Here is a 23,788-nt window from a genome sequence, read left to right as displayed (position 1 = left end):
TACCAGCTTGCAAGCCTGTGCGTTATATCCGAACTTGCAGTGCATATAACATTTCGAGCGCTTTACGCGGCGTCAAGCCGTCCAAGTCAAGCTTTGCCAGCTCATCCAGCACCGGATGGGGCAGGCTGGCGAACATATCACTCTGGTGCGGCGCGCTGGGTTTGCTGCTGGTTTTGGCCGGGCTTGCCACAGGAATCTCGTGGGGCAGGGCGGTTTCTTCCAGGCGGCTCAAGTGTTCGCGGGCACGGGTGATGACTTGCGCGGGAACCCCCGCCAACTGCGCCACGGCCAAGCCGTAACTCTGGCTCGCCGGCCCCGGCAGCACGTGGTGCAGGAACACGATGCGCTCGTTGTGCTCAGTGGCATTGAGATGCACGTTGGCCACCAGCGGCTCGCTTTCCGGCAACACCGTCAGCTCGAAATAGTGCGTGGCGAACAGCGTATAGGCGCGCAAATGCGCCAAACGCTCGGCTGCCGCCCACGCCAGCGACAGACCATCGAAGGTGCTGGTGCCGCGCCCCACTTCGTCCATCAGCACCAAACTGCGTTCGGTGGCGTTGTGCAGGATGTTGGCGGTTTCGCTCATTTCCACCATAAAGGTCGAACGCCCGCCGGCCAGGTCATCACTGGAACCGATCCGGGTGAAAATGCGGTCCACCAGCGACAACTCGCAACTGGCTGCCGGCACAAAGCTGCCGATATGCGCCAGCAACACGATCAAGGCGGTCTGGCGCATGTAGGTGGATTTACCACCCATGTTGGGACCTGTGATCACCAGCATGCGCGTGTCGTCATCCAGCGACAGGTCGTTGGCCACAAACGGCGTGGTCAACACCTGCTCCACCACCGGGTGGCGCCCCTGCACGATGCGCATGCACGGCTCACTGACGAAACGCGGGCAATTGAGGTCAAGGTTCAGCGCACGTTCGGCCAGGTTGCTCAGCACATCCAGTTCCGCCAGGGCGGCGGCGGTGTCTTGCAGCGGCGCCAGGCGGCTGATCAAATCTTCGAGCAACGCTTCATACAGCATCTTTTCGCGCGCCAGGGCACGGCTCTTGGCCGACAGTGCCTTGTCTTCAAACTCTTTGAGCTCCGGCGTAATGAAACGCTCGGCGCCCTTAAGGGTTTGGCGACGCTGATAGTCAATCGGCGCCGACTCGGCCTGTTTGCTCGGCAACTCAATAAAGTAGCCGTGCACGCGGTTGTAGCCGACCTTCAAGTTGGCCAGGCCGGTGCGGGCTTTTTCGCGGGCTTCCAGGTCAATCAGGAACTGCCCGGCGTTTTCGCTCAGCGATTGCAGCTCGTCCAGCTCGCTGTCGTAACCGGTTTTAAGCACGCCGCCGTCACGGATAATCGCCGGCGGGTTGTCGATAATGGCTTTTTCCAGCAGCGCCGCGAGGTCCGGGTAAGTGCCGGCCGTGACGGCGAGTTGTTGCAGGTGCGGCGTGTCCAGCTCGGTCATCGCCACTTGCAGCTGCGGCAGCGCGCTCAAGGCATCGCGCAGGCGCGCCAGGTCACGTGGCCGCGCATTGCGCAGGCCAATTCGCGCCAGGATGCGCTCGATATCGCCGATTTCCTTGAGCTGCGGCTGCAGGTTTTCAAAACGATAGCGATCCAGCAGGCAAGTAATCGATGTCTGGCGCGCTTGCAGCACGGTCAGGTCGCGCAGCGGACGGTTCAACCAACGGGTCAGCAAACGGCTGCCCATGGCCGTCTGGCAACGGTCGACCACTGATTGCAGGGTGTTATCGCGGCCACCGGCCAGGTTGGTGTCCAGCTCGAGGTTGCGACGGCTGGCGCCATCGAGCACCACGGTGTCATCCAGGCGCTCATGGCGCAGGCTGCGCAAATGCGGCAGGGCGGTGCGCTGGGTTTCCTTGGCATAGCTGAGCAAGCAACCGGCAGCGCCGATGGCCAGGGTCAGGGTTTCGCAGCCGAAGCCTTTAAGGTCCTGTACCGAGAACTGCTGGCACAGACTTTTCAGCGCCGTGTCGCGCTCAAAGTCCCACGGCGCACGCCGCTTGGTCCCACGACGCTTTTCCGCCGGCAAATCCTTGGGCCAATCATCCGGAATCAACAACTCCACCGGGTTGATGCGTTCCAGTTCCGCCAGCAGGTTCTCCCAGCCCTTGATCTCCAGCACACTGAAGTTGCCACTGGTGATATCCAGCACCGACAGGCCAAACAAACGCTCATCGCCCAGCACTGCTGCGATCAGGTTGTCACGACGCTCATCCAGCAACGCCTCATCACTCACCGTGCCCGGCGTGATAATGCGCACCACCTGACGTTCCACCGGCCCTTTGCTGGTCGCCGGGTCGCCGATCTGCTCACAGATCACCACCGACTCGCCCAACTTCACCAGCTTGACCAGATAACCTTCCAACGAATGGTAAGGAATCCCACACATCGGAATCGACTGCCCCGCCGACTGCCCACGCGCGGTCAGGGTGATGTCCAGCAGCTTGGCGGCCTTCTTCGCGTCTTCGTAGAAGATCTCGTAGAAATCGCCCATGCGATAGAACATCAACTGATCAGGGTGCTTTTTTTTCAGGCGCCAGTACTGCTGCATCATCGGGGTGTGGGAAGACAGATCGGAGGTGTTTTTACTCATCAGATAGTTAGCAAATTCGTTGAAAGGAGTGGGGCAAAGGTGGGGCGCTTGGCCCTGCTAATTTTGCGATGGCGGCAAGGTTAACACGCGAGGTCGAGGGTTCGCAGGTCACAAACAGCCAGGTAAAAGCCAAAAATGGCGCAGCGCCCAATGGCCATCACTCTCAAGAATGAACACCGAACCCGTGGCGAGCTCCCACGCCACAGGTTAGCGTTGCTTGAGCTATCTCTTGAGTGATCGGAATCAGGCGCCGCACCGGTTTTTCATTCGCCCCTTACTGAAGGTTACCGGGCGAACCCAACACCTTCGCCACATCATCAACCACCGCCTTGACCATCTCCTGCAAGTAATGCGACGCCCAGGCGTAACGGTCCGTCTCCTTGGTCATCGCCGCATCTTCGGCGAGTTGCTTGGCGACGTGGAGGAGGTCGGAGGCATGGTGCAAGGCTTCGTGCAGGGAGACGCCGCTGTTGACGCGGAATAGCGGTTGGTCGCAGTGGAAGGAGAAGGGGGTGACGCCGAGGGTGGTTAACGCAGACGGATCTGTAGCGGTCATCGGTAAAACTCCCATATCAATTGAGAGCTGCCACATTCGTTATCAGGCGAATTGGGTGGCAGCTGTGCGCAGGCTGATAAACCGGAGATACAGGAACCCGGCAGACCCGAAGGTCTCCCACGCACAGCCGCCATTGCACGAAATGGTGGGCGAAAAAAAAACGCCAGCAAATCGGGTTTTGGGGGCGCTAGGTGCGCCTGCATCTTGCCGGGTTATCAGGCCCGGTCGCTGAATTGGCAGCGATGTAGTGGTCTAATGAAACCGGACACCCATTTAGGCGAGAATGCTCGCTAGATCGAGGTGTCAGATGACCAAACAACGCCGCTCCTTTACTCCTGAATTCAAGCGCGAGGCTGCCGACCTTGTGCTCAAACAAAACTACAGCTACATCGAAGCCAGCCGTTCACTCGGCATTGGTGAATCGGCATTGCGCCGCTGGGTTGACCAGATTCAGAAAGAACATAAAGGCGTTACCCCGCAGAGCAAGGCACTGACTCCGGAACAGCAAAAAATTCAGGAGCTGGAAGCCCGGATTGCTCGGCTTGAGCGAGAGAAATCAATACTAAAAAAGGCTACTGCGCTCTTGATGTCGGAAGATCACGAGCGTTCGCGCTGATTGACCAGTTGAGCGCCCATGAGCCGGTTGATTGGCTGTGCAAGGTGTTTGACGTCACTCGCTCGTGTTACTACGCCCAGCGCCTGCGGCGCCGCACGCCGGATGTTGAACGGCTTCGATTGCGTAGTCGCGTCAGTGAGCTGTTCTCGCAAAGTCGCAGCTCTGCGGGCAGTCGCAGCATCCTGTCGCTGATGCGTGAAGACGGTGAGCAACTCGGTCGATTCAAAGTGCGTAGCTTGATGCGCGAGCTTGATTTAGTCAGCAAACAACCCGGCTTCCATGCCTACAAACGAGCAACAGTAGAAAGACTGGATATCCCGAACACATTGAACCGCGAGTTCGACGTGCCAGCGCCCAATCAAGTCTGGTGCGGCGATATCACCTACATTTGGGCGCAAGGAAAGTGGCATTACCTGGCTGTCGTCCTGGATCTTTGTACGCGTCGGATCGTGGGCTGGGCGCTGTCGGAAAAGCCAGACGCTGAGCTGGTGATCAAAGCGCTGGATATGGCTTACGAGCAGCGTGGCAGGCCTTCGGATCTGCTATTCCACTCGGACCAGGGATCGCAATATGCAAGCCGACTCTTTCGCCAGCGGTTGTGGCGATACCGCATGCGCCAGAGCATGAGTCGACGAGGAAACTGCTGGGATAACGCACCGATGGAGCGCGTATTTCGCAGCTTGAAAACAGAATGGATACCGACCGTGGGCTATCGAACTGCGCAGGAAGCACAGCGCGATATCAGCCATTTTTTGATGCATCGCTACAACTGGATTCGGCCTCACCAATTCAACGATGGGTTGGCGCCAGCGCGGGCCGAGGAAAAACTTAACGTCGTGTCCGGGATTAGTTGACCACTACAGCGACGGAGGGGAGGGTAGCGTGGTGGGGGTATGAGGGCAACTGGGGATATTGCCTCACAGAAATGAATTTCCCCCCTTAACTATTCCCGCACGAAGGCAAACCCACTCAAAGCGCCGCATAGACCGGGGCGGCAAGGGGACAGATCTTAATTATTATCCAGAAAATAAATCAGTCCCCTTCGTTGTACTTCCCCCATTATCTAAGGCCCGCACGCGGGTAAAGCCGAGAATCACGGTAAAGCGTTGTTGCTCGAGCACCACTTCAATCTGCCAGCCCAGTTTTGCACATAGCTGGCGCATCAACTGCAGCCCCAGCCCGTAGCCAAAATCGTTGGATTCCTGCCGCGACTTGATCTCCCTGATGTGGTTGACGATGCGCAACTGAGGGTACTTGAAACTGATTTCCACGCTGCCGTCTTCTGCGTATTGCAGCGCATTGCGCAGGAAGTTACCGATCACAATGCGACACGCCGTGGGGGGCAATAGGCAGGGCTCGGTAGGGATGTTGATCATCAAGTCGATATCTCGGTTACCGATCAGGTAGCGATGCTGTTGAATCAACTCGCCAACCAACTCGCTGACGTCAATGTGTTCCTGCGGCAATGGCTCGGGGTTCTCGCGGCTCATCCACAGCAAGGTCTCGGCGATCAGTTGCATGTTCAGCACCGAACGTTCGATACGCTGCAAGGGCGGTGGCAGGACGCCGCCGGACTGCATGGCCAGCAATTCAATATTGGCCTTGAGCACGGCCAGCGGGGTCCGAAGTTCATGACTGGTATAGCGCAACAAGCGCTCTTCGCGCAGGCTGGCGGCCTGAACCTGCTCAACGCTTTGGGCCAGTACATCAGCCAGCATGTTGAACTCTTTGAAGCTGAAGTCCGGCCGCTTGCCGGACAAGGCTTCCGGATTTTTCAGCGTACTGGACCATTGGGCCAGACGCCCCAGCGGGCGGACCAACCACCAGACCAGTAATGCGATGATGATCAACGCCGGCACAAACACCGCCAGGCTGATCAGCGCAACGCTACGCAGTACCTGGTCAAAGTAGGCGTCGGACAGCGGCGTCTCGACCTCACCTCCGGCTTCATGATCATGGTCGACGTCGTACATATAAAGAATTTTGCCATCACCCAGGGGCTGCTCGAGGATTATCTGAATCGGCGCGTCGTCGTCATCGGAGTACAGGTCGCCAAAGATATGCACCGCGCCGAAGGACAGACTCGGTGGTGTCGCCAGTATCTGGCGAACGTTTTCCGGCAACGCCTGCTTGCCGATGACGCCGGTATAGAAGTAGTTGCTTGGAGGCGGCGTGGTCGGGTCGTTGTTGTAGTGCCTGGTGAAATACTGGGCTTCTTCTTCCATCATTGCACTGGCGGTGTAGAGCAACCCGCGCACAGTGAATGCAGGTAGCAGTTGGCTGTAAATCACTAGGACCACAGTAATCAGCAGCAGAAAGCTCCCGCTGATCACCCACTTCAGACTCAGGGCGTTACGCATGGGGTTTTACCTGAATACCGACCCCGGGAAGCGTGTGGATCAAGGGTCGACCAAAGGGTTTGTCTACCGTCTTGCGCAGTCGATGCATATGGACTTTAAGCGTATTGCTGTCGGGTGGCTCGTCGCCCCAGATGCTTGTTTCCAGGCGTTCCCGTGGTACGGGTTCTGGGCTGGCACGCATCAGGTGCTCCAATAAGGTCCAGCAAATGGGCGACAAATGCAGTGTTTGCCCGGCGCGACTGACTTTACGGGTGCTCAACTCCATCACCAAGTCATCCACCTGCAGGCGACTGGCCTGGCCGCTGCGGCGCAGGCTCAGTGCTCGAATCCTGGCCACCAGTTCGGCCAGCTCGAATGGCTTCACCAGGTAGTCATCAGCGCCCGCAGCAAAGCTGGCGAGTTTGTCCGACAGCGCATCCAATGAAGTGAGCATCAAGATGGGCGTCTGACTGCCTTGCTGGCGTAACCGTTCACACAATTGCTGGCCGTCCAGACGCGGCAACATGATGTCCAGGAGAATGACGTCGTAGTGCTGCTCAAGTGCCAGGTTAAGACCGGTCTGACCATTACTGGCGTGGTCGCAGACGATGCCGCTGATCTCCAGGTATTCAATGACGGTAGTGGCCAGATCGAGATTGTCTTCGACCAGCAGCAGGTGAATATGCACGGGATGTCCCCTTGGACGCTTGTCATTTATGGCCCGAAGGATAGCGGAAGTCGGCAGGGGTTCTCTGCAGGTTTACCTGACGTTAACCCGTCCCTGTTTAAGCTCAGGCTCTTCATATCCAGAGAGCGGCACAGCCATGAACCTGTCCTCGATGATCAAAGGCGCTTTGTTAGCCTTGATTTTTTTCGGCCTGATGGTCAGCGCCCTGCCGTCTCGGGGGCAGTTTGTGCGTCTGGGAGGTGGCGTCTGGTTTCTGATGGGCCAGCACATCGAGCAGGCACGTGCGTACGGCGTTGCCAATGCACAGCCATAACGACCGCGTCAGCTACGCCTGGCAGGTAGCCATATGCCTCACAGTGATTGTGTGTGTTACGGTGTCCATGGGGATCTATATCGTTCGCTTGAATACGCAGGTTGATAAGCAACGAGAACTGTCGCCGGTGTATCTGCACGATTGTGACAAAGGGCTCGGGGGCTTTGTGGTCTACACCGACGGCAGGCGTAGCGCGGACAGTTGCTACATAGTCAATGAAAGTGAATCAGAGGGCGTCGACGGGGCGCAGGACCCAACAAGACTCACCGCGTGGTGAACGGCTCAAATACACCCTTTAGTACAATAAATCCGCCCCCTGATCGGTTGGCACATTCCAGGCACCAAGAACTCCACCCGCAGGTCAACCCGCTCAAAGCGCTGCATACACCAGTGATGACAGCCTTCCAGGCCGAGGATCAATCATCGAATGACTGCCCGAAGTCGTGGTGACAAACCCAAAGCTCACTCGCCTCTCGGGGTCGGCGAAGCTGATCGGACCACCCAGCCCGATATGGCCAAAGGTGCCCGGGCCCATTGCGTGGGAAGCCGTCGGGTCACGTTGCTGTTCCAGCATGCAGCCCAAGCCATAACGCATTGGGCGCATCCAGACCCGGTCCATGCCGTGACTGTGTTCTCGTGTGAACTCATTGAGCAGTTCGCGACCGATAAAGTGTCCGGCCATCAATGCCGTGTAAAAACCGGCTAAACCGTGCGCTGTGCCATGCCCGCACACGGCCGGTTGCTGATAGGCCCACCAGCGTGGGTCACTGGTCCGCCTGGGCACCATACCGGGGTTGGTGAAGGCGAGTGTCGCAATGTGCGATGGCTCGTTTTTGAGCACCGTGCGCAACGCTTGCGAGTAACTGTCACCAATGCGTCCGCTGGCAGCGTCGAAACGAGCAATGCGATGAAAGTCTTTTGCGTCCACGCCAAGGTGAACGTCGAGGGCATGGGGATCCAGAATCTCTTCATGAATAAAGACACAGGGATCACGCCCGTCCACCCGGCGAATCAGCTCTCCCAGGATCCAGCCAAACGTCGTGGTGCCATACCCAAGGTCTGTTCCCGCTTCCCACCAAAGCGGCTCGGCCTCCAGGACCCGCACCATATGCTCCCAGTCATACATCATGGCGTTATGGTCGGGGGCTCGCAGTGCCGGCAGGCCCGCGGTGTGATTCATCACCTGACGCAAGGTCACCTTGGCTTTGCCGTTTTGGGCGAACTCAGGCCAGTAGCGGGCCACGGATGCATCCAACTCCAGCTTGCCCTGTTCAACCAACATCAGCACGGCCACCGCGACGTAGGGTTTTACCACGCAAAAGGTATTGGCCAGCGTGTCGTGGCGCCAGGGCGTGGTGCCTTCCTGATCCGCCGTACCGGCCCATAAGTCGATAACCTTCTTTCCGTCTACTTGCACACACAGCCCTGCACCACGCTCCTGCGGATCATCAAAAATGTCCTCGAAGGCTTGCCTGACCGCTGCGAACTGCTGCGCACAGATCCCTTGTGCTTTCATACTTCAGACTCCTTGTCGTTGTAGTGCTGCCCTTGATACGTGCGAGCGCGATGGCACTCACCCCCGCGACCGAGTGTGTGCGTGCTTCGTGGAATAACGGTTCGCGCGCTTGTAGGTGCCGAAGTCATTGAACCTGACACCGGCTTGCGCCATAACTTTATGCGCATGGGGTGCCGTCATCTGGCGAAGGTAGAACGGGTCTCTGACCACAAAGTGATGAATGCTGTGCGTGCTGCCGAAGTTGAAACAGAACATCTGGAACGGCCACAACCACCAGGGGTTCATCACCTGAGTTTGTTGTAACGGATTGCGCGCGGCAACATCGCCATAATAGTGCATGTTTGAACTGATGAAAAACAGGCAGAACTGGCGTATTAAGTTAGGCGCGATCAGAATAACAACGGCGCTGTTAACTATCTCGATTAACCCCGGCGTTGCAGCGGAAGGGTGAACCTCCTGGCCCATGATTGAGCCAAACCAGACAGTTGCGTGGTAGCCAAGGAACACATACCAGCACCCCCAATACAACAGGCCGAAAGGTGTGTTGAGCCGAATAATCTTGCCTAACAACTTAATCTTTTGCCGCCATCCAGGTGCAAAAATCGCGTTTAGAAAACCAAATATAAAACCATCCATCAGTTTCAATAAGCGCAGTATTCCCCACGGGCTACCACTGGTCGTTATCCAGGCCTCGACATCTGAATCAGTTCCGGACTCTTTGTGATGGTGAAAATGCAGACTGCGTCTTAACCAAGGACTGGGCATGCCCGGTCGGGCCAGCCAGCAAAAAAACATCATGGCATTATGGGCCAGTGGCTTTTTCCTGAAATAAAGACGATGAATCAAGTCATGCTCGATTTCATGAATAAGCGAAGTCAGTAGCGCATTGATAAAAATGCACAGCCATGCGGGGATAAAACCCTTGATGTAGAGACCTCCTGTGATAACCATGCCCACCAGTGAAAACACCATGACACTTGCGCCCAGCGCATCCTGGCGCAGCAAGATCGGATAACGTTCGCGCAGGTAATTGCCATGCTCGGTAATGCTGCGGGTAACCGTATCGATCTTTTCCTGATCGGTAGTTAGCCGATCAACTTCAACGGCTTTTTCCAAGACTTTCATCCATTCATCCTCTGCTTGCGTCAGGGAATTGCCAGCCTTGTCAAGCCGGCCACGTCAACTGTTTGAACTGGAAAACAATGGGTATTTAACGCTGTTGCGTAAATCCAATGAATGCAAAATCGACGCTGTGTCAAAAACTTGTTAGGATTAATCCAGGCCTCAAAATGATAAGACAAGTTCAAGTCTTTGCAACTGTGTATTTTGGGTGGCTTCAGTGTTACGGATGTGTAAGGATTTAGTGATTTAGTTACAGTTTGTACAAGTATAAAAAGGACTTTGTACAACTATTGCCAAGGAGGCACCATGAGATCTTATCGCATTAGATATTTCCGGCACTCTCTGCAAGCGCCCTGCGATAGCATCGAGAACATACCCAGCCGTGATGTATTTGACGCGGTGTTTTGCGATGAGGCAGCAGACGAGGCGGTAAATCGCGCTGGCCTGGAAAGACTCATTCGCTACCTGCAGTGCGGGGATACCGTGGTGGTCGATAGCATGACCTCGCTGACTTCCAGTACCGAACAACTGTGTACTCTTATTCGACGGCTGATTGAAAAGCAGGTAACGCTGGAGTTTCTAAACGAAAACCTGATTTTCCGGCATGACTGTCTTGAGGTTGTGGAGACCATCATTGCGGTAATGGAGCGGATTGCGGCGTTCGAACGCGCCACAAGAAGGGAGAAACAGGCAACCGGAATCGCTGCCGCAAAGGTCCGTGGGTGCTACGGCGGTCGCAAGAAAAAACTGTCTGGCAATCAGGTGGTCAGTTTGATTGGCCGAGCCAGCGCAGGAGAAAACAAATCTAAATTGGCGCGTGATTTTGATATCAGTCGTCAGACACTTTATCGCTATTTGAAACCCTCATAGGGCGTGTCAGCGGCCGAACGCAGCCGGGCAGAGGTTGAAAATTTTTGATATTGCATAAAATATGCAATTTAGCATTTGCCAACCCCAAAAACTCCCGGCACTATCGCCGTTATGCAAAAACGCAACGTTTCAACCGTCTTAAGAGAGCTGCTGGACCGCGACCGGATCTCCCCCACGGAGCTTCACCGGCGTACCGGCGTGCCTCAATCCACACTCTCGCGGATCCTCAGCGGCAAGATCGTTGATCCGTCGGACAAGCACATCTCGCGCATCGCCGAGTACTTCCGCGTCAGCACCGACCACTTGCGCGGGCGCGCGGCGATGGGTGCTGGGCGCGATGACGGGCGCGACCCGATGCATTCGGAACTCAAGGACATAAGCCTGTGGGACGACGACACGCCCGTTAATGATGACGAGGTGTCGATCCCCTTTTTGCGCGAGGTTGAATTGGCTGCTGGATCAGGAAGATTCGTCATCGAGGAAAGCGAGAAGGCCAGCCTGCGGTTCGGCAAGCGCAGCCTTCGCCACAACGGTGTGCAGTTCGACCAGGCCAAATGCGTGACAGTGCGTGGCAACAGTATGTTGCCGGTGCTGCGCGACGGCGCGACGGTTGGGGTGAATGCGGGCAAGAGCGGCATTGGTGATATCGTCGACGGCGACTTGTATGCCATCAATCACAATGGCCAGTTACGGGTGAAACAGCTCTACCGCCTGCCTTCCGGGATTCGCCTGCGCAGTTTCAATCGCGATGAGCACCCGGACGAGGACTACAACTTCCAGGATATCCAGGATGAGCAAATCAGCATCCTCGGCCATGTGTTCTGGTGGGGCATGTACGCCCGTTAACCTCCTTGCGTAAGATAAAGCCCGCCCATGTGCGGGCTTTTTTTCGACCGTAGAAAACCGGTAAACCCCTGGCCCATAAGGTTCGAAATGCGCTGGTGCATTCCGATAGCAAAAATAAATGCATTTGTGCATTGACTGTATATGCATACATGCATATTCTCCATCTCAAGCCAGCCAACAAGGTGGTGGAGGCGGCAAGGATGCTGCCAAGGAAAGTGACAAGGAAGGCACGCAACATCGGCAAGGACGCCATCGAAGCGATGGCAGGGATGCCAGGCAACACCGGCAAGGATGCCGACGCTCTTTAGTTACACCGCTTTAAAAAAACAGGCAGCGATGAACCGGCCTTAACGGTTCAGAGGGTTGGCAACTGACCCGGGTGTGCAGCGTAAAGCACCAGAAGCAGTTATCCGGCAGACAGGGATCGTGGTCGGAAAAACATTGAGGAAAGAACCGTACCGCGCCAGTAGCGCCGAACGTTCGAGGACATCATTACTGAAAAGCCCGGGCAACCGGGCTTTTTGGAATGCCGACCTATCGAAGCATGTGTAAATGAAAAATGGACTATTGAGTGCTCAGCCAGGAGGCGTGACATGACAAATGAACAGCAAGCGTTAGCGGAAATGCCTATCTGGCTGGTCATCGTATTGGCAGTGATCGGCGGTGTATCCGGCGAAATGTGGCGCGCCGACAAGGAGGGCGCACGTGGTTGGTCGCTGATCCGCCGCCTGGCCCTGCGCTCCGGCGCGTGCATGGTCTGCGGGGTTTCAGCCCTGATGCTGTGCTACGCCGCCGGCATGTCGATCTGGACCGCCGGTGCCATTGGTTGCCTCACCGCAATGGCCGGTGCCGACGTCGCCATCGGCCTTTATGAACGCTGGGCGGCCAAGCGCATCGGGGTCAACCAAGGCTCCGGCCAAGACCCGCAGTAACCGTTGCAAGGACGCTACTTAATATGACCCTTATCGAAAAACCCTCCCAACTGCCCCTTGCCATCGGCGCGGCGCTGCACGCGGCCTTCCCGAACTTGAAGGTCGGCAATCACCAGGATTTTCAGGGCGCCTTGGATAAAACCGGCGTGTTGATCACGGTCGAAGGCAATGGCCCAGGCATTCGCTCTCGCGAAGGGCGCAAGGCTCACGCCCTGACGATTTCGCTCCGGGCCATGGTGGCGCCGGGTGCGCTGCCGTTTGATGCCTGCGACCTGGCCAGCCAACTAATGGACCAAGTGCTGGATAACCGTTGGGGCCTGCCATTGGCCCAGTGCGATTTGCCGATAAATATCGTCGCCGCTCCGGTTGCTTCAACAGCAGCAGAAACGGACTACGACACTTGGACTGTCTCCTTCACCCAGACCGTCTACATCGGGCCGGTATTACTCACAGATCCTACCGGCCAGCCGCTGTTTGCCCGCACCTGGGAAGTGTCGAACATCGACGATCCCGACCAATACAAACCACTGGCGGAGTAGCCCATGTTCGACGCGCTGTTACGCATGCAGCTGGGGCCGATTGTCGAGCGCCTGGCAGAGATGGAAACCCAACTTGAAGACCTGTATCGACGCGCCGAGAGTTTTTGTCGGATCGGCACGTGTCAGTCGGTCGATGCCGCCAGCAATACCTGCAAGGTCAGCCACGGTGATTTGCTCACCCCGGCGATCCGCTTTTTCAACCCCAGCGCAGGCGCACAAACCGAAACGCGTATCCCGTCCGTGGGTGAACAATGCCTGTTGCTCAACTACGGCGGCGGCGAAGGCGGTGGGCAGTCTGTGGCTTTGTTCGGCCTCAACAGTCGTCAGTTTCCGCCCGTCTCCAGTGTTGCCACATTGACCCGACGACGCCACCAGGACGGCACCCAAAGCGACTATGACGATGCCAGCCACATTTTCAATTGGGTCAACGGCCCCACCACGTTCAGCGGTTCGCGCGAACAGGTAGACGTCAAAGTCGGCGCCGCCAGCTTGGTCATGAGCGCCCAGAACATCACCCTGCAAATCGGCGGCACCAGCCTGGTACTGGACGCTGGCGGCGCGCACTTCAGCGGCCCGCTGGTGGACCATCAAGGCCGCGTCATCAGCCCTCGATAAGGACATCCCATGCTCGGCATCGATCGAAACACCGGGGCAGCCGTCGATGACTGGCTGCAGTTCGTGCAGCGCGCCACCCGAGCGCTGACCACCCCCGTGGGCACTCGGCAGAAACGCCCGCTATATGGCTCGCTGATCCCGCAACTGCTCGGCCAGAACCTCGGCGACGACCTGCTGATACTCGCCCAAAGCCACGCCGCGCAGGCGTTCTACAACAGCCACAACGGCATCGGCGATTTTCAACCCCAGGTCATCGTCGCCACCCGCCAAGGCGCCGGCCTGCTGTTGCGCTTCGCCGGCACCTGGCAAAACCGCCAACAAACCTTCGAGGTCGTGACATGAGCATGCTGATCCCCGGCCAGAACCAACTGGCAGAACCGGCCATCATTGCGGTGGATGAGTTCGAGCCGTTGTTGGCCGAATTCAAGGCGTTTGTTGTGGACTACGTCGCCACCCGAGCACCGCAAAGCGCGGCCAAACTCAAGGTCAGCCTCGACAACGAAAGCGAGTTGCTGACCCTGGCCCTGGAAGCCTTTTGTGTAAGGCTGCAAACCCACGAACGCAAATACAATGCCCGTATCAAGCAGATGCTGGCGTGGTGGGCCACCGGCAGCAACCTGGATGCGCGCCTGGCGGACATGGGCCTGGAACGCCAAGTGCTCGATCCAGGCGACCCGGCGGCGTTTCCGCCGGTGCCGCCGACGTTGGAGAGTGACGACGACGCTCGCTTGCGTTATTACCTGGCGCCCCATGCACCGGCAGCCGGCTCGCGGATGCAGTATCGGCGAGAGGTTTTTACCCTGGGTGAACGGCCGTCGGTGAAGGTGCAAAGCGCGACGCCGGGCGTGGTGACGGTCAGCTACACCTTTGATCCCGACGGTTATGCCGCGCAGGTCAAGGACGGTAACGCTCGTCGAACAGCGCCCGGTGAAGTGATGGTGACTGTGCTTGCTCGTGAGAGCGACGGCACGCCGTCCGCCGATTTGCTTGACGGGGTTCGTCGCCATTTCGCACGGCCGGATGTGCGGCCGGAGACCGATCTGGTTAGCGTGCAAGGTGCGCAGATCCTGCCTTATAAAATCCGTGTGGTTGCGAAGATCAATGCCGGCCCGGATTCGGGGCTCACGCAAGTTGCCGCGCAGAAACTGCTACAGGACTATGCAGAGTCTTGTCATCGGCTGGAGGGGCGGGTGGATCCGAGTTGGATTGACTATGCGATTCACAGCGCCGGGGCGGCGCAGTTACAGATCTTTGAACCCTTGGCACCGATTATTGCGACGGCCTTTCAGGCGCCTTATTGCACCGGGGTGGAAGTACAGGTACGCACGCTATGAGTGAGCGCATACCGAGCCTGCTCCCCGCCAACAGTTCGCCCTTGGAAAAAGCGTTGGACCAAGGCTTCGGTCAGTTACTCGAGCGAGTAACCCCACCGTTCCCCGCGTTGATGGACCCCTCGCAAACGCCTACGGATTTTTTACCTTATCTCGCAGCGGATCGTGGCGTGAACGAATGGAGTTCTACTGCCGCCGGGGCTGAAAAGCGTGCGACGGTAAAACTCGCCTGGCCAACCGCTCGACAGGCCGGTACCCGTACAGCACTCGAAAATGCTGCCAAAGGCCTGCAACTGATCCCTGAGGTAAGGGCCTGGTATGAGCAGTCGCCGCGAGGTAATCCTTTCAGTTTTTCCATCAGGGCTTACTCCGAACTGCCGTACAGCGAAGAAATCGACGCGAGGCTGGATCTGCGTCTAGCAGAGGCCAAAAGCGAGCGTGACATTTTCACCGTCACGGTCGGGTTGAGCGCGTTTGGTAGCCATTCAGTCGGCGCTGCGACTGTCTGCGGTGAGCTGACCACTATCTATCCGATTGTTATCGAGGGGCTTGAAGCGTCCGGCATGGCCTTTTTGGCAGCCGGGTTCTACAGCGTCGAAACCGTCACTATCTATCCACAGGGGTCCTAAATGGCCGACTTTTATACCTTGCTGACCAACGCAGGGATTGCTTATGAAACTGCCTGCAAGGCTGCTGGTGTGCCTATCAAACTTGCGCAAATATCGGTCGGTGATGGCAATGGCGCTGTCTACAACCCCGATGCCACCGCAAAAGCGCTGAAACGTGAAGTGTGGCGCGGGCCATTGAATGCGTTGTTTCAGGATGAAAAAAATCCGAGCTGGTTGCTGGCTGAAGTGACTATTCCACCCGAGGTGGGTGGCTGGTATGTGCGTGAGGCTGGGCTTTGGACGGATACCGGAGTTTTGTACGCCATCGTTAAGTATCCGGAGTCGTTCAAGCCGGTGTTGGCAACGTCTGGCTCGGGGAAAGAGTTTTATATTCGGTCGATTTTCGAGACCAGTAATGCGTCGCTGGTGACGTTGTTGATTGATGACTCAGTGGTTAAGGCAACGCGGGCTTGGGTGACGGGGTATGTGGCTGATGAGTTGGCCAAGCTTGATGCCAAGCAGTCGGTTCGCGTGGCGACCACGGCAAACATCTCCTTGAGTGCAGCGCAAACAATTGATGGTGTGGCTGTTATTGCGGGGGACCGGGTTCTTGTCAAAAACCAGTTGGCTGCGAAAGATAACGGGCTTTATGTTGTGACGAACACTGCGTGGGTTCGGGCTAAAGATGCGGACTCCAGCACCAAAATGACACCTGCGATGACGGTGACTGTTGAGCAGGGTGCAACGCTCGCCGATACGATTTGGCAGCTGATTACCGACGGTTCGATTGTTGTCGGTAGCACTTCGCTGGTCTTTCAGAACATAACGTTTGGTTTTGCACCGCTCAGGTCGCCGGCATTTATTGGTCCTTCGGCGAATACTCCTGCACGATTTGACAACAGTAAGGCGTTGGCAACGACCGAGTTTGTCAAACAGGCTGGAGGCAGTTTTATCGGTATTCGTAATATTACTACCGCGACGCAATTTACCGTTGAGGACGTGGGTTTCGCCTGTGGTTTGGGGGGGAACTCTGGCTATACGGTGACCTTGCCGGATATCGCCGATGTGCCAGATGGTTCGGTTATTGCGATGCACTGTCGAAGTAACGGCACCGTTGTTGTGGCCAGTAAGTCAGGCCAGCAGATTAGTCCGCAAGGTGCTTATCTTAGCTCGATAACAATGGCTGCTGGCGAGAGCGCTTCCTTCGTTAAAGAGTGGGGTGTGTGGTGTGTCTATGGTACCGCAGCGCTGAAATACTCAGCCCAATTCTCTGCCAGTACGGGGGAAAATGGCTTTGAGAAGAAACCATCTGGCCTTATTGAACAATGGGGCTATGGAGTAAGCGATTCCTCTGGAAATCTCTATGTCACCTTCCCTGTCTCCTTTCCCGGGGCGATGCGCAACATTGTGGCAACTCATGTGGGCGGGGCAGGTGCAATTGTTATTTGTGTTGGCGGTAGTGCAACAAAGCAGGGGGTAACCTTAAGAATTCAAGAAGGGGTCTCGGGTTCACCTGGTGTTTGGAATATCTTCTGGCGGGCTATTGGAGTTTAAAATGACAGAAAAAATCCTGTTTAGCCCGAGTACGCTCGGCGCCTACTTGCCGACTATCAACGGCGACGATATTCCTGACGACGCAGTTGAGCTGCCATTGATCCAGTGGCAATCGGTACTTGCCGAACTAGCGGTCAGTCCTAAAAGAATAGGTGCTGACGCTGATGGTTTTCCTATTTTGATTGACCCGCCGCCACTGAGTAATGAGTTGCTTGAATCAGTAGAGCGGACGTGGCGGGATGTGCGGCTATCCTGGACTGACTCGATTGTGTCAAGGCATCGGGACGAGTTAGAACTTGGCGGAATGGCTACACTCAACGACGTGCAATACGCTGAACTGCAACTTTACCGACGCAAGCTACGTGACTGGCCGCAAGGAGCCGAGTTTCCTTTGGCTGATCACCGTCCAACTAGCCCTGTTTGGCTGACCACCTCACTTAAGTAAACGCCTCGCACAGACGGGGCGTTTTCTTTTCTGGCGCTCACTTATTCATAACCCACTAAAACCGCCCTGCGGTTTTTTTTATACCCGGAGATCCACCTATGGCCAATCGCCAAACCTACACCGTCCTCATCCCATTCCCCACCGGAGGTGGCCACTGGTCCACCGCCGGCGAGGAGCTTGAACTTCTGGACGTCGAAGCATCCGCCCTGCGCACCGCCGGCCGCCTGGAACTGACCAGCGTCCTTAACTCCACCCCCAAGAAGGCTGACTAATCATGGCTGAGGTTTTGAACTTCGAGCACAACGGCATCACCGTGAATGCCACCGAATCCCCCGAGGCCATGGGTGGCCTGGGCGACAACGTTATCGGCCTGGTCGGCACCGCGCCGAATGCCCACGCGTCGATCCCGAAAAACGCGCCGTTTCGCATCAACAGCTTCACCACCCAGGCGCTGCTGGACCCTACCGGCGCCGAGTCGGGCACGCTGTTTCAGGCGGTGTACCAGATCCTCAAAGTGGTAAAGGTGCCGGTCTATGTGGTGATCGTGGAGGAGGGCGCAACCCCGGCTGACACGATCAACAATGTGATCGGCGGCAACGAGCCGACCACCGGCCGCAAGCTGGGCCTGGCTGCACTGGCCAGTGTCCCTGAAGACCTGACCATCATCGGTGCCCCAGGCTTCACCGGCACCAAGGCTGTGGCCGGTGAGTTCGCCTCCTTCGGCAAGCGCATCAAGGCCCGTGTGGTGCTGGACGGCAAGGACGCGTCCGTCGCTGACCAAGTGACCTACAGCGGCGAGCTGGGCGGTGCCGACCTCGGCTTCGACCGTTGCATGCTGGTGCACAACATGCCGTCGGTGTACTCCAAGGCGGCGAAGAAAAACGTGTTCCTGTCGCCATCCTCGCTGGCCATCGCCGCACTGGCCAAGGTCAAGCAATGGGAAAGCCCAGGTAACCAGGTGACCTTCGCCGAGGACGTTTCCCGTGTGGTCGAGTACAACATCCTCGACACCTCCACCGAAGGCGACCTGCTCAACCGTTACGGCGTGAGCTACTACGCGCGCACTATTCTTGGCGGTTTTTCGCTGCTGGGTAACCGCTCCCTCACCGGCAAGTTCATCAGCTATGTCGGCCTGGAAGATGCCATCAGCCGCAAGCTGGTCAAGGCCGGCCAGAAAGCCATGGCCAAGAACCTCACCAAGTCGTTCATGGACCAGGAGGTCAAGCGCATCAACGACTGGCTGCAAACCCTGGTGGCCGACGAAACCATTCCCGGCGGCAGCGTGTACCTGCACCCGGAATTGAACAGTGTCGAGAAATACAAGAACGGCACCTGGTTCATCGTCATCGACTACGGCCGCTACGCGCCGAACGAACACATGATTTATCAACTCAATGCCCGCGATGAAATCATCGAGCAGTTCCTGGAGGACGTTCTCTAATGTTTACCAACCGTGTAAGACAGGCCATTGCGGCCACCCTTCAAGGCCTGCCGTTGTCCGCGACGGTGGAAGAGTTCACCCCACCGAAGATCGAGTTCGACATGGAATCCATGTCCGGTGGGCGCTTCATCGCCGAAGAAATGGCCAAGAGCGGCAAGGTGCTCAATGCCAAATTGGTTCTGCAAGGTGCCGGGCCGGAAATCATGTTGGCCCTGGGCGTGCGCTTGGGTGACGACATTCTGCTGAACGTACGAGAAGCCGGTCAGGATCAGGATGGCAAAACCTACTTCACCTACCACACGGTCGGCGGCAAACTCAAATCCTTGGAGGAGGCGAAGCTGAAGATGGGCGACAAGGTCACCACCACTTTGGAACTGTCCTGCCGTACCTACAACCGTCTGGAAAACGGCATTTCGGTGATCGACATCGACGTGCGCACCCAGAAGTTCGTGCTCAACGGCGTCGACATTCTCGGCGATGCACGCCGCGCGGTGCTGATGCCTTAAAGGCGAAGCGGGCACGGACAATGTGGGAGCTGGCTTGCCTGCGATGGCATCACCTCGGTGCACCAGACATACCGAGTCGCCTGCATCGCGGGCAAGCCCGGCTCCCACATTGACTGTGTTTAACCTCAAAAATGCTTAACAAGGAATTGCCCCATGGCCTGGATGCCACCGCTGCACATTCTGCTGTCCCCGATCACCGCCGATACTGGCGCGACGATCCAGCAGATTCAACTCAAGCCGTTGTTTTACGCCGCGCAAAAAGACGCGCTGGCCCGGGCCGGTGATGACGAGGACGACCAGTTTTTTGAACTGGCGAAACTCGCCACCGGCCTGTCGGAAAAAGAGCTCGACCAGCTCAAGCGCCCGGACTACGTGAGCATCGCTCAGTACGTACATGACATGTCGACACGCCCTGCGTCATTCTTCCTGGATCAGCCTGACGAAGCGACCCACGACCAGCCTGTTCAGCTGCTGCTGGCCCTCGACGCGGCCGGTCGCAGCCTGACCGAACTGCCCCTGGAAATGCCCGCCCTGCGCGCCACCAAGGTGATGAAAAAACTCGCCACCAACAAAGAACGCGCCGAGTTCATCACCGCGCACTGCACCGGCCTGATGATCCCCGATCTCGCTGGCCTGACCGTACCCGACTGGACGGAACTGCAGGAGCGCATCGACGATTTTTTAAATCAACCGGCGGACTTCTTTCGCAGCGCGACATCGAAGTAATCCTCGATGTGGTGCCGCTGATTTACTCGGTCAATGAGGCAGAGATCCTCGACTGGGACGCCGGCAAAGCATTGCGCCGCTACGACATTGCGATCACTCGCCTTGGCGTTAAACAGGAGTAAGCGGGATGCAAAACAAGTATTCGCTCGCGTATGCCATGGCCAAGGATGGCCAAGGTATTTTTAGCAACGCAGACAACGCAAAGGGGGGCGAGATTGTCAGCCCAGGCCCTTTGGTCTCTGGTGCTCTCGCAGAAGCGCCGTCGTTGTCCTCGATGAGTCTGGCGCTGACCAATGCAGGCTTGCAACTCAATGGCCTCTCGCTGTCCCTGGGGTTAGTGCGCAACAGCGTGGACGCGCTGGAAGACGCCTTGTCGCGGCTGAAGGCGGTGGACGTTGAACCGTCTAAAATCGATCAGCGTAGTGAGCAGAAGACGACCACCGAGGTTAAGTCGAGCGCATCGCAAGATCGGAGCTTGGTCCGTGACGCCATGACGTTGCGCGATGTAAAGAGCCTCGATCCGGTCGCAGCCTTCCAGCAATCGTTTGCTGCACCCGCCGTTGTGGAAAAAACTACCACTCAATTGCGAGAGGAGTCGTCAAAGAGTGAGGAGCGGCTCTCCACCACGCTGAAGCTCGCGCCGGTGCTCGGGGAGGACTGGTGGCTGCAAGCCAAGACCCATGTGATGGACCGCGCCAACACCATAGCGGGTGAGTCGCCCACAGCTGTCACCGCTGTAAAAATGGCTGAGGTGGTCGTTTTGCCGGTTATTTCACCCGTCATTACTGGCTTTTTTTCGGGCTTGGGAGAGACGATCAAAACCCGGGTAACGGGTAACTTGGTTGATGTAACGCTTGGCAAGTTGCCTGGAGTCGCCGGCAAGCTATTCAAGAGTGATGGCTTTAAAAAGGATAAGTCCTGCTGCTGTGCTGCTGCTGTTCAAGCCTCACCCAGTAGCCGCCGCGTCAGCCGTAGACGTTCTTCTGCCAGGAAGAAGAATACCCAACCGCCAAAATCGCAGAATAAGAAGACGCAGCGCGCGCAGAACAAGCAAGGTTCGCAGAAGAAACAGGCTTCCGTGGCCAAGCCAGCTGCCACCAGGCTTGCATCCACAAAAAGCGGCGGCGTGATGGCAACGCTGCGCGGTGTGTCCGAGCGCTTTGCCAAGTCCTTTTTCCCTGCGCAGTCGAATGGTTTTCACGCCGGTGGCCCTACTCAGGGGATGCAACTGCGCGAGGTCCAGGCAAATAGTCGAAAGCAGGGCGCTGATTACCGTCAACCGGCTGCTGGCAGAGGGCCGGGGCTGATGGAGGCCTTGGAGCGAGGGCTTGTCCCCCTGCCTTCTGATGGGCGTATGACTGCTCTGCCAAACACACAGACCTTCAGCCATGAGCGCTCAACTGAGGCGCTGCCTCACGCGCCGAAGCTGCCGGCCTCCGGCCTGTCAGGCGCGGTGAGCAAGCTGGAGTCCTCCGCCGCCCGCCGCCTCGGCCCGATGAGGTATGTCGACACTGCCATGGATGTGGCCGAGGGTATCCGCAACGGCGACGCCAAAGCCGTCGGTGCAGGCCTCACCACTGCAGGTGGCGCCTGGGCAGGAGCCTCCGCCGGCGCGGCCATTGGCACGCTGATTTTTCCCGGTGTCGGCACCGCGGTCGGCGGCGCCATTGGTGGTTTGCTTGGCAGTGAAGCGGGCACCTGGTTGGGTGACAAATTGTTCGGCTCAACCGACCGACTGCCTGCACCCGGTGCAGTGAGCAAAGAGCTCAACGCCGCGCGTACCGACAATGTGCAAGTCACCCTCGCGCCGAGCATTCAGATTACCGGCGTGAACCCCGCCGATGCCCAGCAAGTCGTCAACCAGGTGATCCAGGCCCTGCAATTTCAGTGCATGCCGATGGTCACCGACACCCTTGGCATTCGGCGCAACGCGGCGCTGGCCGATCCACCAGGAGGTGATTGATGCAACAACAAATGGTCCTCGGCGACTTTATTTTTGGCCTGTCCCGTGGCTTTGCCTATTCCGGGCTGGTGCGTACCACTGACGGCGGCTGGAGTGACCTGGCGATTATTGCCAGCAAACCCCAGTCGCGGCAAAGCGGGCAGAAGCTGGAGAAGCTCACGTTCACCGGCACAGCGATGTATGCCATCGGCATGCAGCGCCTGGACGAGTTGCGCGCCCTGCAAAATGCGCGTGCGCCCTTACCGCTGGTCGATGGAATCGGCCGTAACTGGGGCCTGTGGCGGATCAATTCGGTGATGGAAACCCAGAGCAACGTGATCGATGACGGCACTGCCATGGTCATGGCCTGGACTATGGAACTGGAGGAATTCGTCAATGCGTAGAGTGCGAAGTATTGCCGGTGATTCGGTCAACCTGTTGCTCTACCGCGAATTGGGCCGTTGCGATGACGCAGCGGAGGAAACCCTTTGGCGTCTGAACCCCGAGCTTGCCGAGTACGGGCCGGTACTGCCCGCTGGTGTGTGGGTCATCGTGCCGGAAATGCAAGCGCGGCCGGCTGCTGTGCGGCCGGTTCTGGCGTGGGATTAAGGAGGCAACATGGCACAGGGATTTACGCCGATCGTGGAGTTTTATGGCGCTAATGCCGCGCTGCTTAATCAACGCTTGATGCGTTGGAGCCATACCGACGCCGCAGGTATCGAGTCGGACCGGCTGGAGTTGACCCTCAATATCGAAGGGCTGGACGGTTTGCCCAGCCTGAGCGGCAAGATCGGTTTGCGCGTGGGTTATCAGGAGTCCGCGCTGGTGGAGAAAGGCGAGTTCGTGATCACCCAGCGCACGCCCGTGCTGTTTCCCATGCGCTTGATGATCGTGGCGACTGCCGCGCCTTTCAGCATGCTCGACGCCAGCGGTTATCGCCAGCGACGGTCGGCCAGTTACGGCCCAACCACGCTGGGCGCACTGTTTCGCCAACTGGTCAGTCGTCACGGTTTTTCACCGCGTGTTGCACCTGCGTTGGAAGGCATTGTGATTGCCCATATCGACCAGTCCAATGAAAGCGACATGGCGTTTATCACCCGCCTTGCCAAGCGCTACAGCGCGGTCACCAAACCAATCAACGAGCTGTATGTGCTGGCCGAAGCGGGGCAGGTCAAATCGCTGTCCGGGCAACTATTACCGCAGGTGAAGCTGTCCGTGACCCAGGACAATCGCCCCGGTGATCAAGCATTCATCACCGCCAAGCTCGACGAAACGTCTCGCTCCAAATACATGGGCAGCCGCGTGACCTGGTGGGATGCCGCAGGTGGCAAACAACAGGTCGTCGAGGTGGGAGTGGCCCCATTCAAAACCTTGCGCCAGCGCTGCCAGAACCAAGCCGAGGCGCGTGCCGTGGCTGAAGGCGAACTGCGACGTGTGGGACGCGAAGGTTTGAAACTGGTGATCGATTGCCCTGGCAACCCTTTGTTGGCTGCCGAAGGCGTGTTGTTGCTGGATGAAACCTGGCCTTCGTATATGCAGGGCCAGTGGTCGATGAAACAGGTGGTGCATGTTGGCGATCCGGCGACGGGGTATCGCAGTTCGATCACGGCAAATGGGTTGTCGGCGTGAACAGGTAAGTCATTCGCAGCAGCAGTTCACTGATGTTGGA

The 23,788-nt window shown here is 57.5% G+C and carries 27 protein-coding genes; 21 read left to right on the top strand and 6 right to left on the bottom strand.

Translation table 11 applies throughout. The features are described from left to right. Positions 1 to 22 precede the first annotated feature (22 nt). A complete protein-coding gene (mutS, locus tag ACQY47_RS08765; RefSeq protein WP_428556946.1) occupies positions 23 to 2,614 on the bottom strand; it encodes a DNA mismatch repair protein MutS in 2,592 nt (863 codons plus the stop codon). A gap of 274 nt (positions 2,615 to 2,888) precedes the next feature. Next, positions 2,889 to 3,170 carry a DUF3077 domain-containing protein gene (locus ACQY47_RS08760; protein ID WP_428556945.1) on the bottom strand — a complete coding sequence of 94 codons (282 nt, stop codon included), beginning with the start codon at positions 3,168 to 3,170 and terminating at the stop codon, positions 2,889 to 2,891. Positions 3,171 to 3,477: 307 nt separating this feature from the next. Between ACQY47_RS08760 and ACQY47_RS08755 the strand changes: the two genes are divergently transcribed. Beyond that, positions 3,478 to 4,640 (top strand): IS3 family transposase gene (locus tag ACQY47_RS08755; protein WP_085985966.1). Its coding sequence is split into 2 segments (ribosomal slippage): positions 3,478 to 3,733 and positions 3,733 to 4,640, totalling 1,164 coding nucleotides; the frame shifts between segments, so codons are not numbered across the junction. A gap of 162 nt (positions 4,641 to 4,802) precedes the next feature. On the opposite strand, the gene ACQY47_RS08750 is transcribed toward ACQY47_RS08755, so the two are convergent. Together ACQY47_RS08750 and ACQY47_RS08745 are read right to left on the bottom strand one after the other, a co-directional pair. Beyond that, positions 4,803 to 6,146, bottom strand: coding sequence for a sensor histidine kinase (locus ACQY47_RS08750; protein WP_428556944.1), 1,344 nt, complete (start codon positions 6,144 to 6,146; stop codon positions 4,803 to 4,805). Continuing rightward, positions 6,139 to 6,813, bottom strand: coding sequence for a response regulator transcription factor (locus ACQY47_RS08745; protein WP_428556943.1), 675 nt, complete (start codon positions 6,811 to 6,813; stop codon positions 6,139 to 6,141). Before ACQY47_RS08745 ends, ACQY47_RS08750 begins: the two co-directional genes overlap by 8 nt. A 136-nt stretch (positions 6,814 to 6,949) precedes the next feature. On the opposite strand from ACQY47_RS08745, the gene ACQY47_RS08740 reads away from it, so the two are divergent. After that, positions 6,950 to 7,126 (top strand): hypothetical protein, encoded by a 177-nt coding sequence (locus tag ACQY47_RS08740; RefSeq protein ID WP_428556942.1) that lies wholly within the window; start codon positions 6,950 to 6,952, stop codon positions 7,124 to 7,126. 370 nt (positions 7,127 to 7,496) lie between these two features. Here ACQY47_RS08740 and ACQY47_RS08735 read toward each other — a convergent pair whose 3' ends face one another. Both ACQY47_RS08735 and ACQY47_RS08730 read right to left on the bottom strand, forming a co-directional pair. Beyond that, positions 7,497 to 8,642: a serine hydrolase domain-containing protein gene (locus ACQY47_RS08735; protein ID WP_428556941.1), complete on the bottom strand. Its 1,146-nt coding sequence runs from the start codon at positions 8,640 to 8,642 to the stop codon at positions 7,497 to 7,499. Between the two features lie 57 nt (positions 8,643 to 8,699). Then, on the bottom strand, positions 8,700 to 9,767 hold the full coding sequence (locus tag ACQY47_RS08730; RefSeq protein WP_236460183.1) for a fatty acid desaturase: 1,068 nt from the start codon (positions 9,765 to 9,767) through the stop codon (positions 8,700 to 8,702). 303 nt (positions 9,768 to 10,070) lie between these two features. Here ACQY47_RS08730 and ACQY47_RS08725 point away from each other — a divergent pair, with 303 nt between their 5' ends. The 19 genes from ACQY47_RS08725 (at position 10,071) to ACQY47_RS08635 (ending at position 23,748) form a co-directional block, all read left to right on the top strand. Next, a complete protein-coding gene (locus ACQY47_RS08725; protein WP_170036395.1) occupies positions 10,071 to 10,634 on the top strand; it encodes a recombinase family protein in 564 nt (187 codons plus the stop codon). Between the two features lie 111 nt (positions 10,635 to 10,745). Further along, the gene (locus tag ACQY47_RS08720; protein ID WP_428556940.1) at positions 10,746 to 11,480 is read left to right on the top strand and encodes a LexA family transcriptional regulator; all 735 of its coding nucleotides are present in this window, start codon (positions 10,746 to 10,748) and stop codon (positions 11,478 to 11,480) included. Between the two features lie 149 nt (positions 11,481 to 11,629). Continuing rightward, positions 11,630 to 11,788 (top strand): hypothetical protein, encoded by a 159-nt coding sequence (locus tag ACQY47_RS08715; protein ID WP_017137056.1) that lies wholly within the window; start codon positions 11,630 to 11,632, stop codon positions 11,786 to 11,788. Positions 11,789 to 12,073: 285 nt separating this feature from the next. Beyond that, positions 12,074 to 12,412 (top strand): phage holin family protein, encoded by a 339-nt coding sequence (locus ACQY47_RS08710; RefSeq protein WP_053254660.1) that lies wholly within the window; start codon positions 12,074 to 12,076, stop codon positions 12,410 to 12,412. Between the two features lie 23 nt (positions 12,413 to 12,435). Further along, positions 12,436 to 12,951, top strand: coding sequence for a hypothetical protein (locus ACQY47_RS08705; protein WP_428556939.1), 516 nt, complete (start codon positions 12,436 to 12,438; stop codon positions 12,949 to 12,951). A 3-nt stretch (positions 12,952 to 12,954) separates the two neighbouring features. Then, the gene (locus ACQY47_RS08700; RefSeq protein WP_428556938.1) at positions 12,955 to 13,566 is read left to right on the top strand and encodes a phage baseplate assembly protein V; all 612 of its coding nucleotides are present in this window, start codon (positions 12,955 to 12,957) and stop codon (positions 13,564 to 13,566) included. A 9-nt stretch (positions 13,567 to 13,575) separates the two neighbouring features. Continuing rightward, positions 13,576 to 13,908, top strand: coding sequence for a phage baseplate protein (locus ACQY47_RS08695; RefSeq protein ID WP_428556937.1), 333 nt, complete (start codon positions 13,576 to 13,578; stop codon positions 13,906 to 13,908). Further along, on the top strand, positions 13,905 to 14,900 hold the full coding sequence (locus tag ACQY47_RS08690) for a baseplate J/gp47 family protein (RefSeq protein WP_428556936.1): 996 nt from the start codon (positions 13,905 to 13,907) through the stop codon (positions 14,898 to 14,900). The genes ACQY47_RS08695 and ACQY47_RS08690 overlap by 4 nt, the downstream gene beginning before the upstream one ends. Further along, positions 14,897 to 15,526: a phage tail protein I gene (locus tag ACQY47_RS08685; protein ID WP_169985340.1), complete on the top strand. Its 630-nt coding sequence runs from the start codon at positions 14,897 to 14,899 to the stop codon at positions 15,524 to 15,526. Before ACQY47_RS08690 ends, ACQY47_RS08685 begins: the two co-directional genes overlap by 4 nt. Then, complete coding sequence (locus ACQY47_RS08680; RefSeq protein ID WP_428556935.1) at positions 15,527 to 17,059, top strand: phage tail protein; 1,533 nt, start codon at positions 15,527 to 15,529, stop codon at positions 17,057 to 17,059. It abuts the gene before it with no gap. A 1-nt stretch (position 17,060) separates the two neighbouring features. Then, positions 17,061 to 17,504 carry a phage tail assembly chaperone gene (locus ACQY47_RS08675; RefSeq protein ID WP_099548526.1) on the top strand — a complete coding sequence of 148 codons (444 nt, stop codon included), beginning with the start codon at positions 17,061 to 17,063 and terminating at the stop codon, positions 17,502 to 17,504. Positions 17,505 to 17,602: 98 nt separating this feature from the next. Continuing rightward, a complete protein-coding gene (locus ACQY47_RS08670) occupies positions 17,603 to 17,776 on the top strand; it encodes a hypothetical protein (protein WP_163005422.1) in 174 nt (57 codons plus the stop codon). A gap of 2 nt (positions 17,777 to 17,778) precedes the next feature. Beyond that, entirely contained in the window at positions 17,779 to 18,945 is a 1,167-nt protein-coding gene (locus ACQY47_RS08665; RefSeq protein ID WP_428556934.1) for a phage tail protein, read from the top strand. Beyond that, a complete protein-coding gene (locus tag ACQY47_RS08660; protein ID WP_099548528.1) occupies positions 18,945 to 19,451 on the top strand; it encodes a phage major tail tube protein in 507 nt (168 codons plus the stop codon). Before ACQY47_RS08665 ends, ACQY47_RS08660 begins: the two co-directional genes overlap by 1 nt. Positions 19,452 to 19,604: 153 nt before the next feature. Next, on the top strand, positions 19,605 to 20,177 hold the full coding sequence (locus tag ACQY47_RS08655) for a phage tail assembly protein (protein WP_428556933.1): 573 nt from the start codon (positions 19,605 to 19,607) through the stop codon (positions 20,175 to 20,177). Positions 20,178 to 20,304: 127 nt separating this feature from the next. Then, complete coding sequence (locus ACQY47_RS08650; RefSeq protein WP_428556932.1) at positions 20,305 to 22,140, top strand: phage tail tape measure protein; 1,836 nt, start codon at positions 20,305 to 20,307, stop codon at positions 22,138 to 22,140. Next, the gene (locus ACQY47_RS08645) at positions 22,140 to 22,523 is read left to right on the top strand and encodes a phage tail protein (protein WP_017137070.1); all 384 of its coding nucleotides are present in this window, start codon (positions 22,140 to 22,142) and stop codon (positions 22,521 to 22,523) included. The genes ACQY47_RS08650 and ACQY47_RS08645 overlap by 1 nt, the downstream gene beginning before the upstream one ends. Then, a complete protein-coding gene (locus ACQY47_RS08640) occupies positions 22,516 to 22,728 on the top strand; it encodes a tail protein X (RefSeq protein WP_017137071.1) in 213 nt (70 codons plus the stop codon). The genes ACQY47_RS08645 and ACQY47_RS08640 overlap by 8 nt, the downstream gene beginning before the upstream one ends. Before the next feature lie 9 nt (positions 22,729 to 22,737). Beyond that, on the top strand, positions 22,738 to 23,748 hold the full coding sequence (locus ACQY47_RS08635) for a phage late control D family protein (protein ID WP_428556931.1): 1,011 nt from the start codon (positions 22,738 to 22,740) through the stop codon (positions 23,746 to 23,748). The last annotated feature ends 40 nt before the right edge of the window (positions 23,749 to 23,788 follow it).

It is taken from the genome of Pseudomonas edaphica, assembly GCF_965277385.1.
In the GTDB taxonomy this organism is placed as follows: Bacteria; Pseudomonadota; Gammaproteobacteria; order Pseudomonadales; family Pseudomonadaceae; genus Aquipseudomonas; species Aquipseudomonas edaphica.
This window is presented reverse-complemented; position numbering and strand designations above follow the sequence as displayed.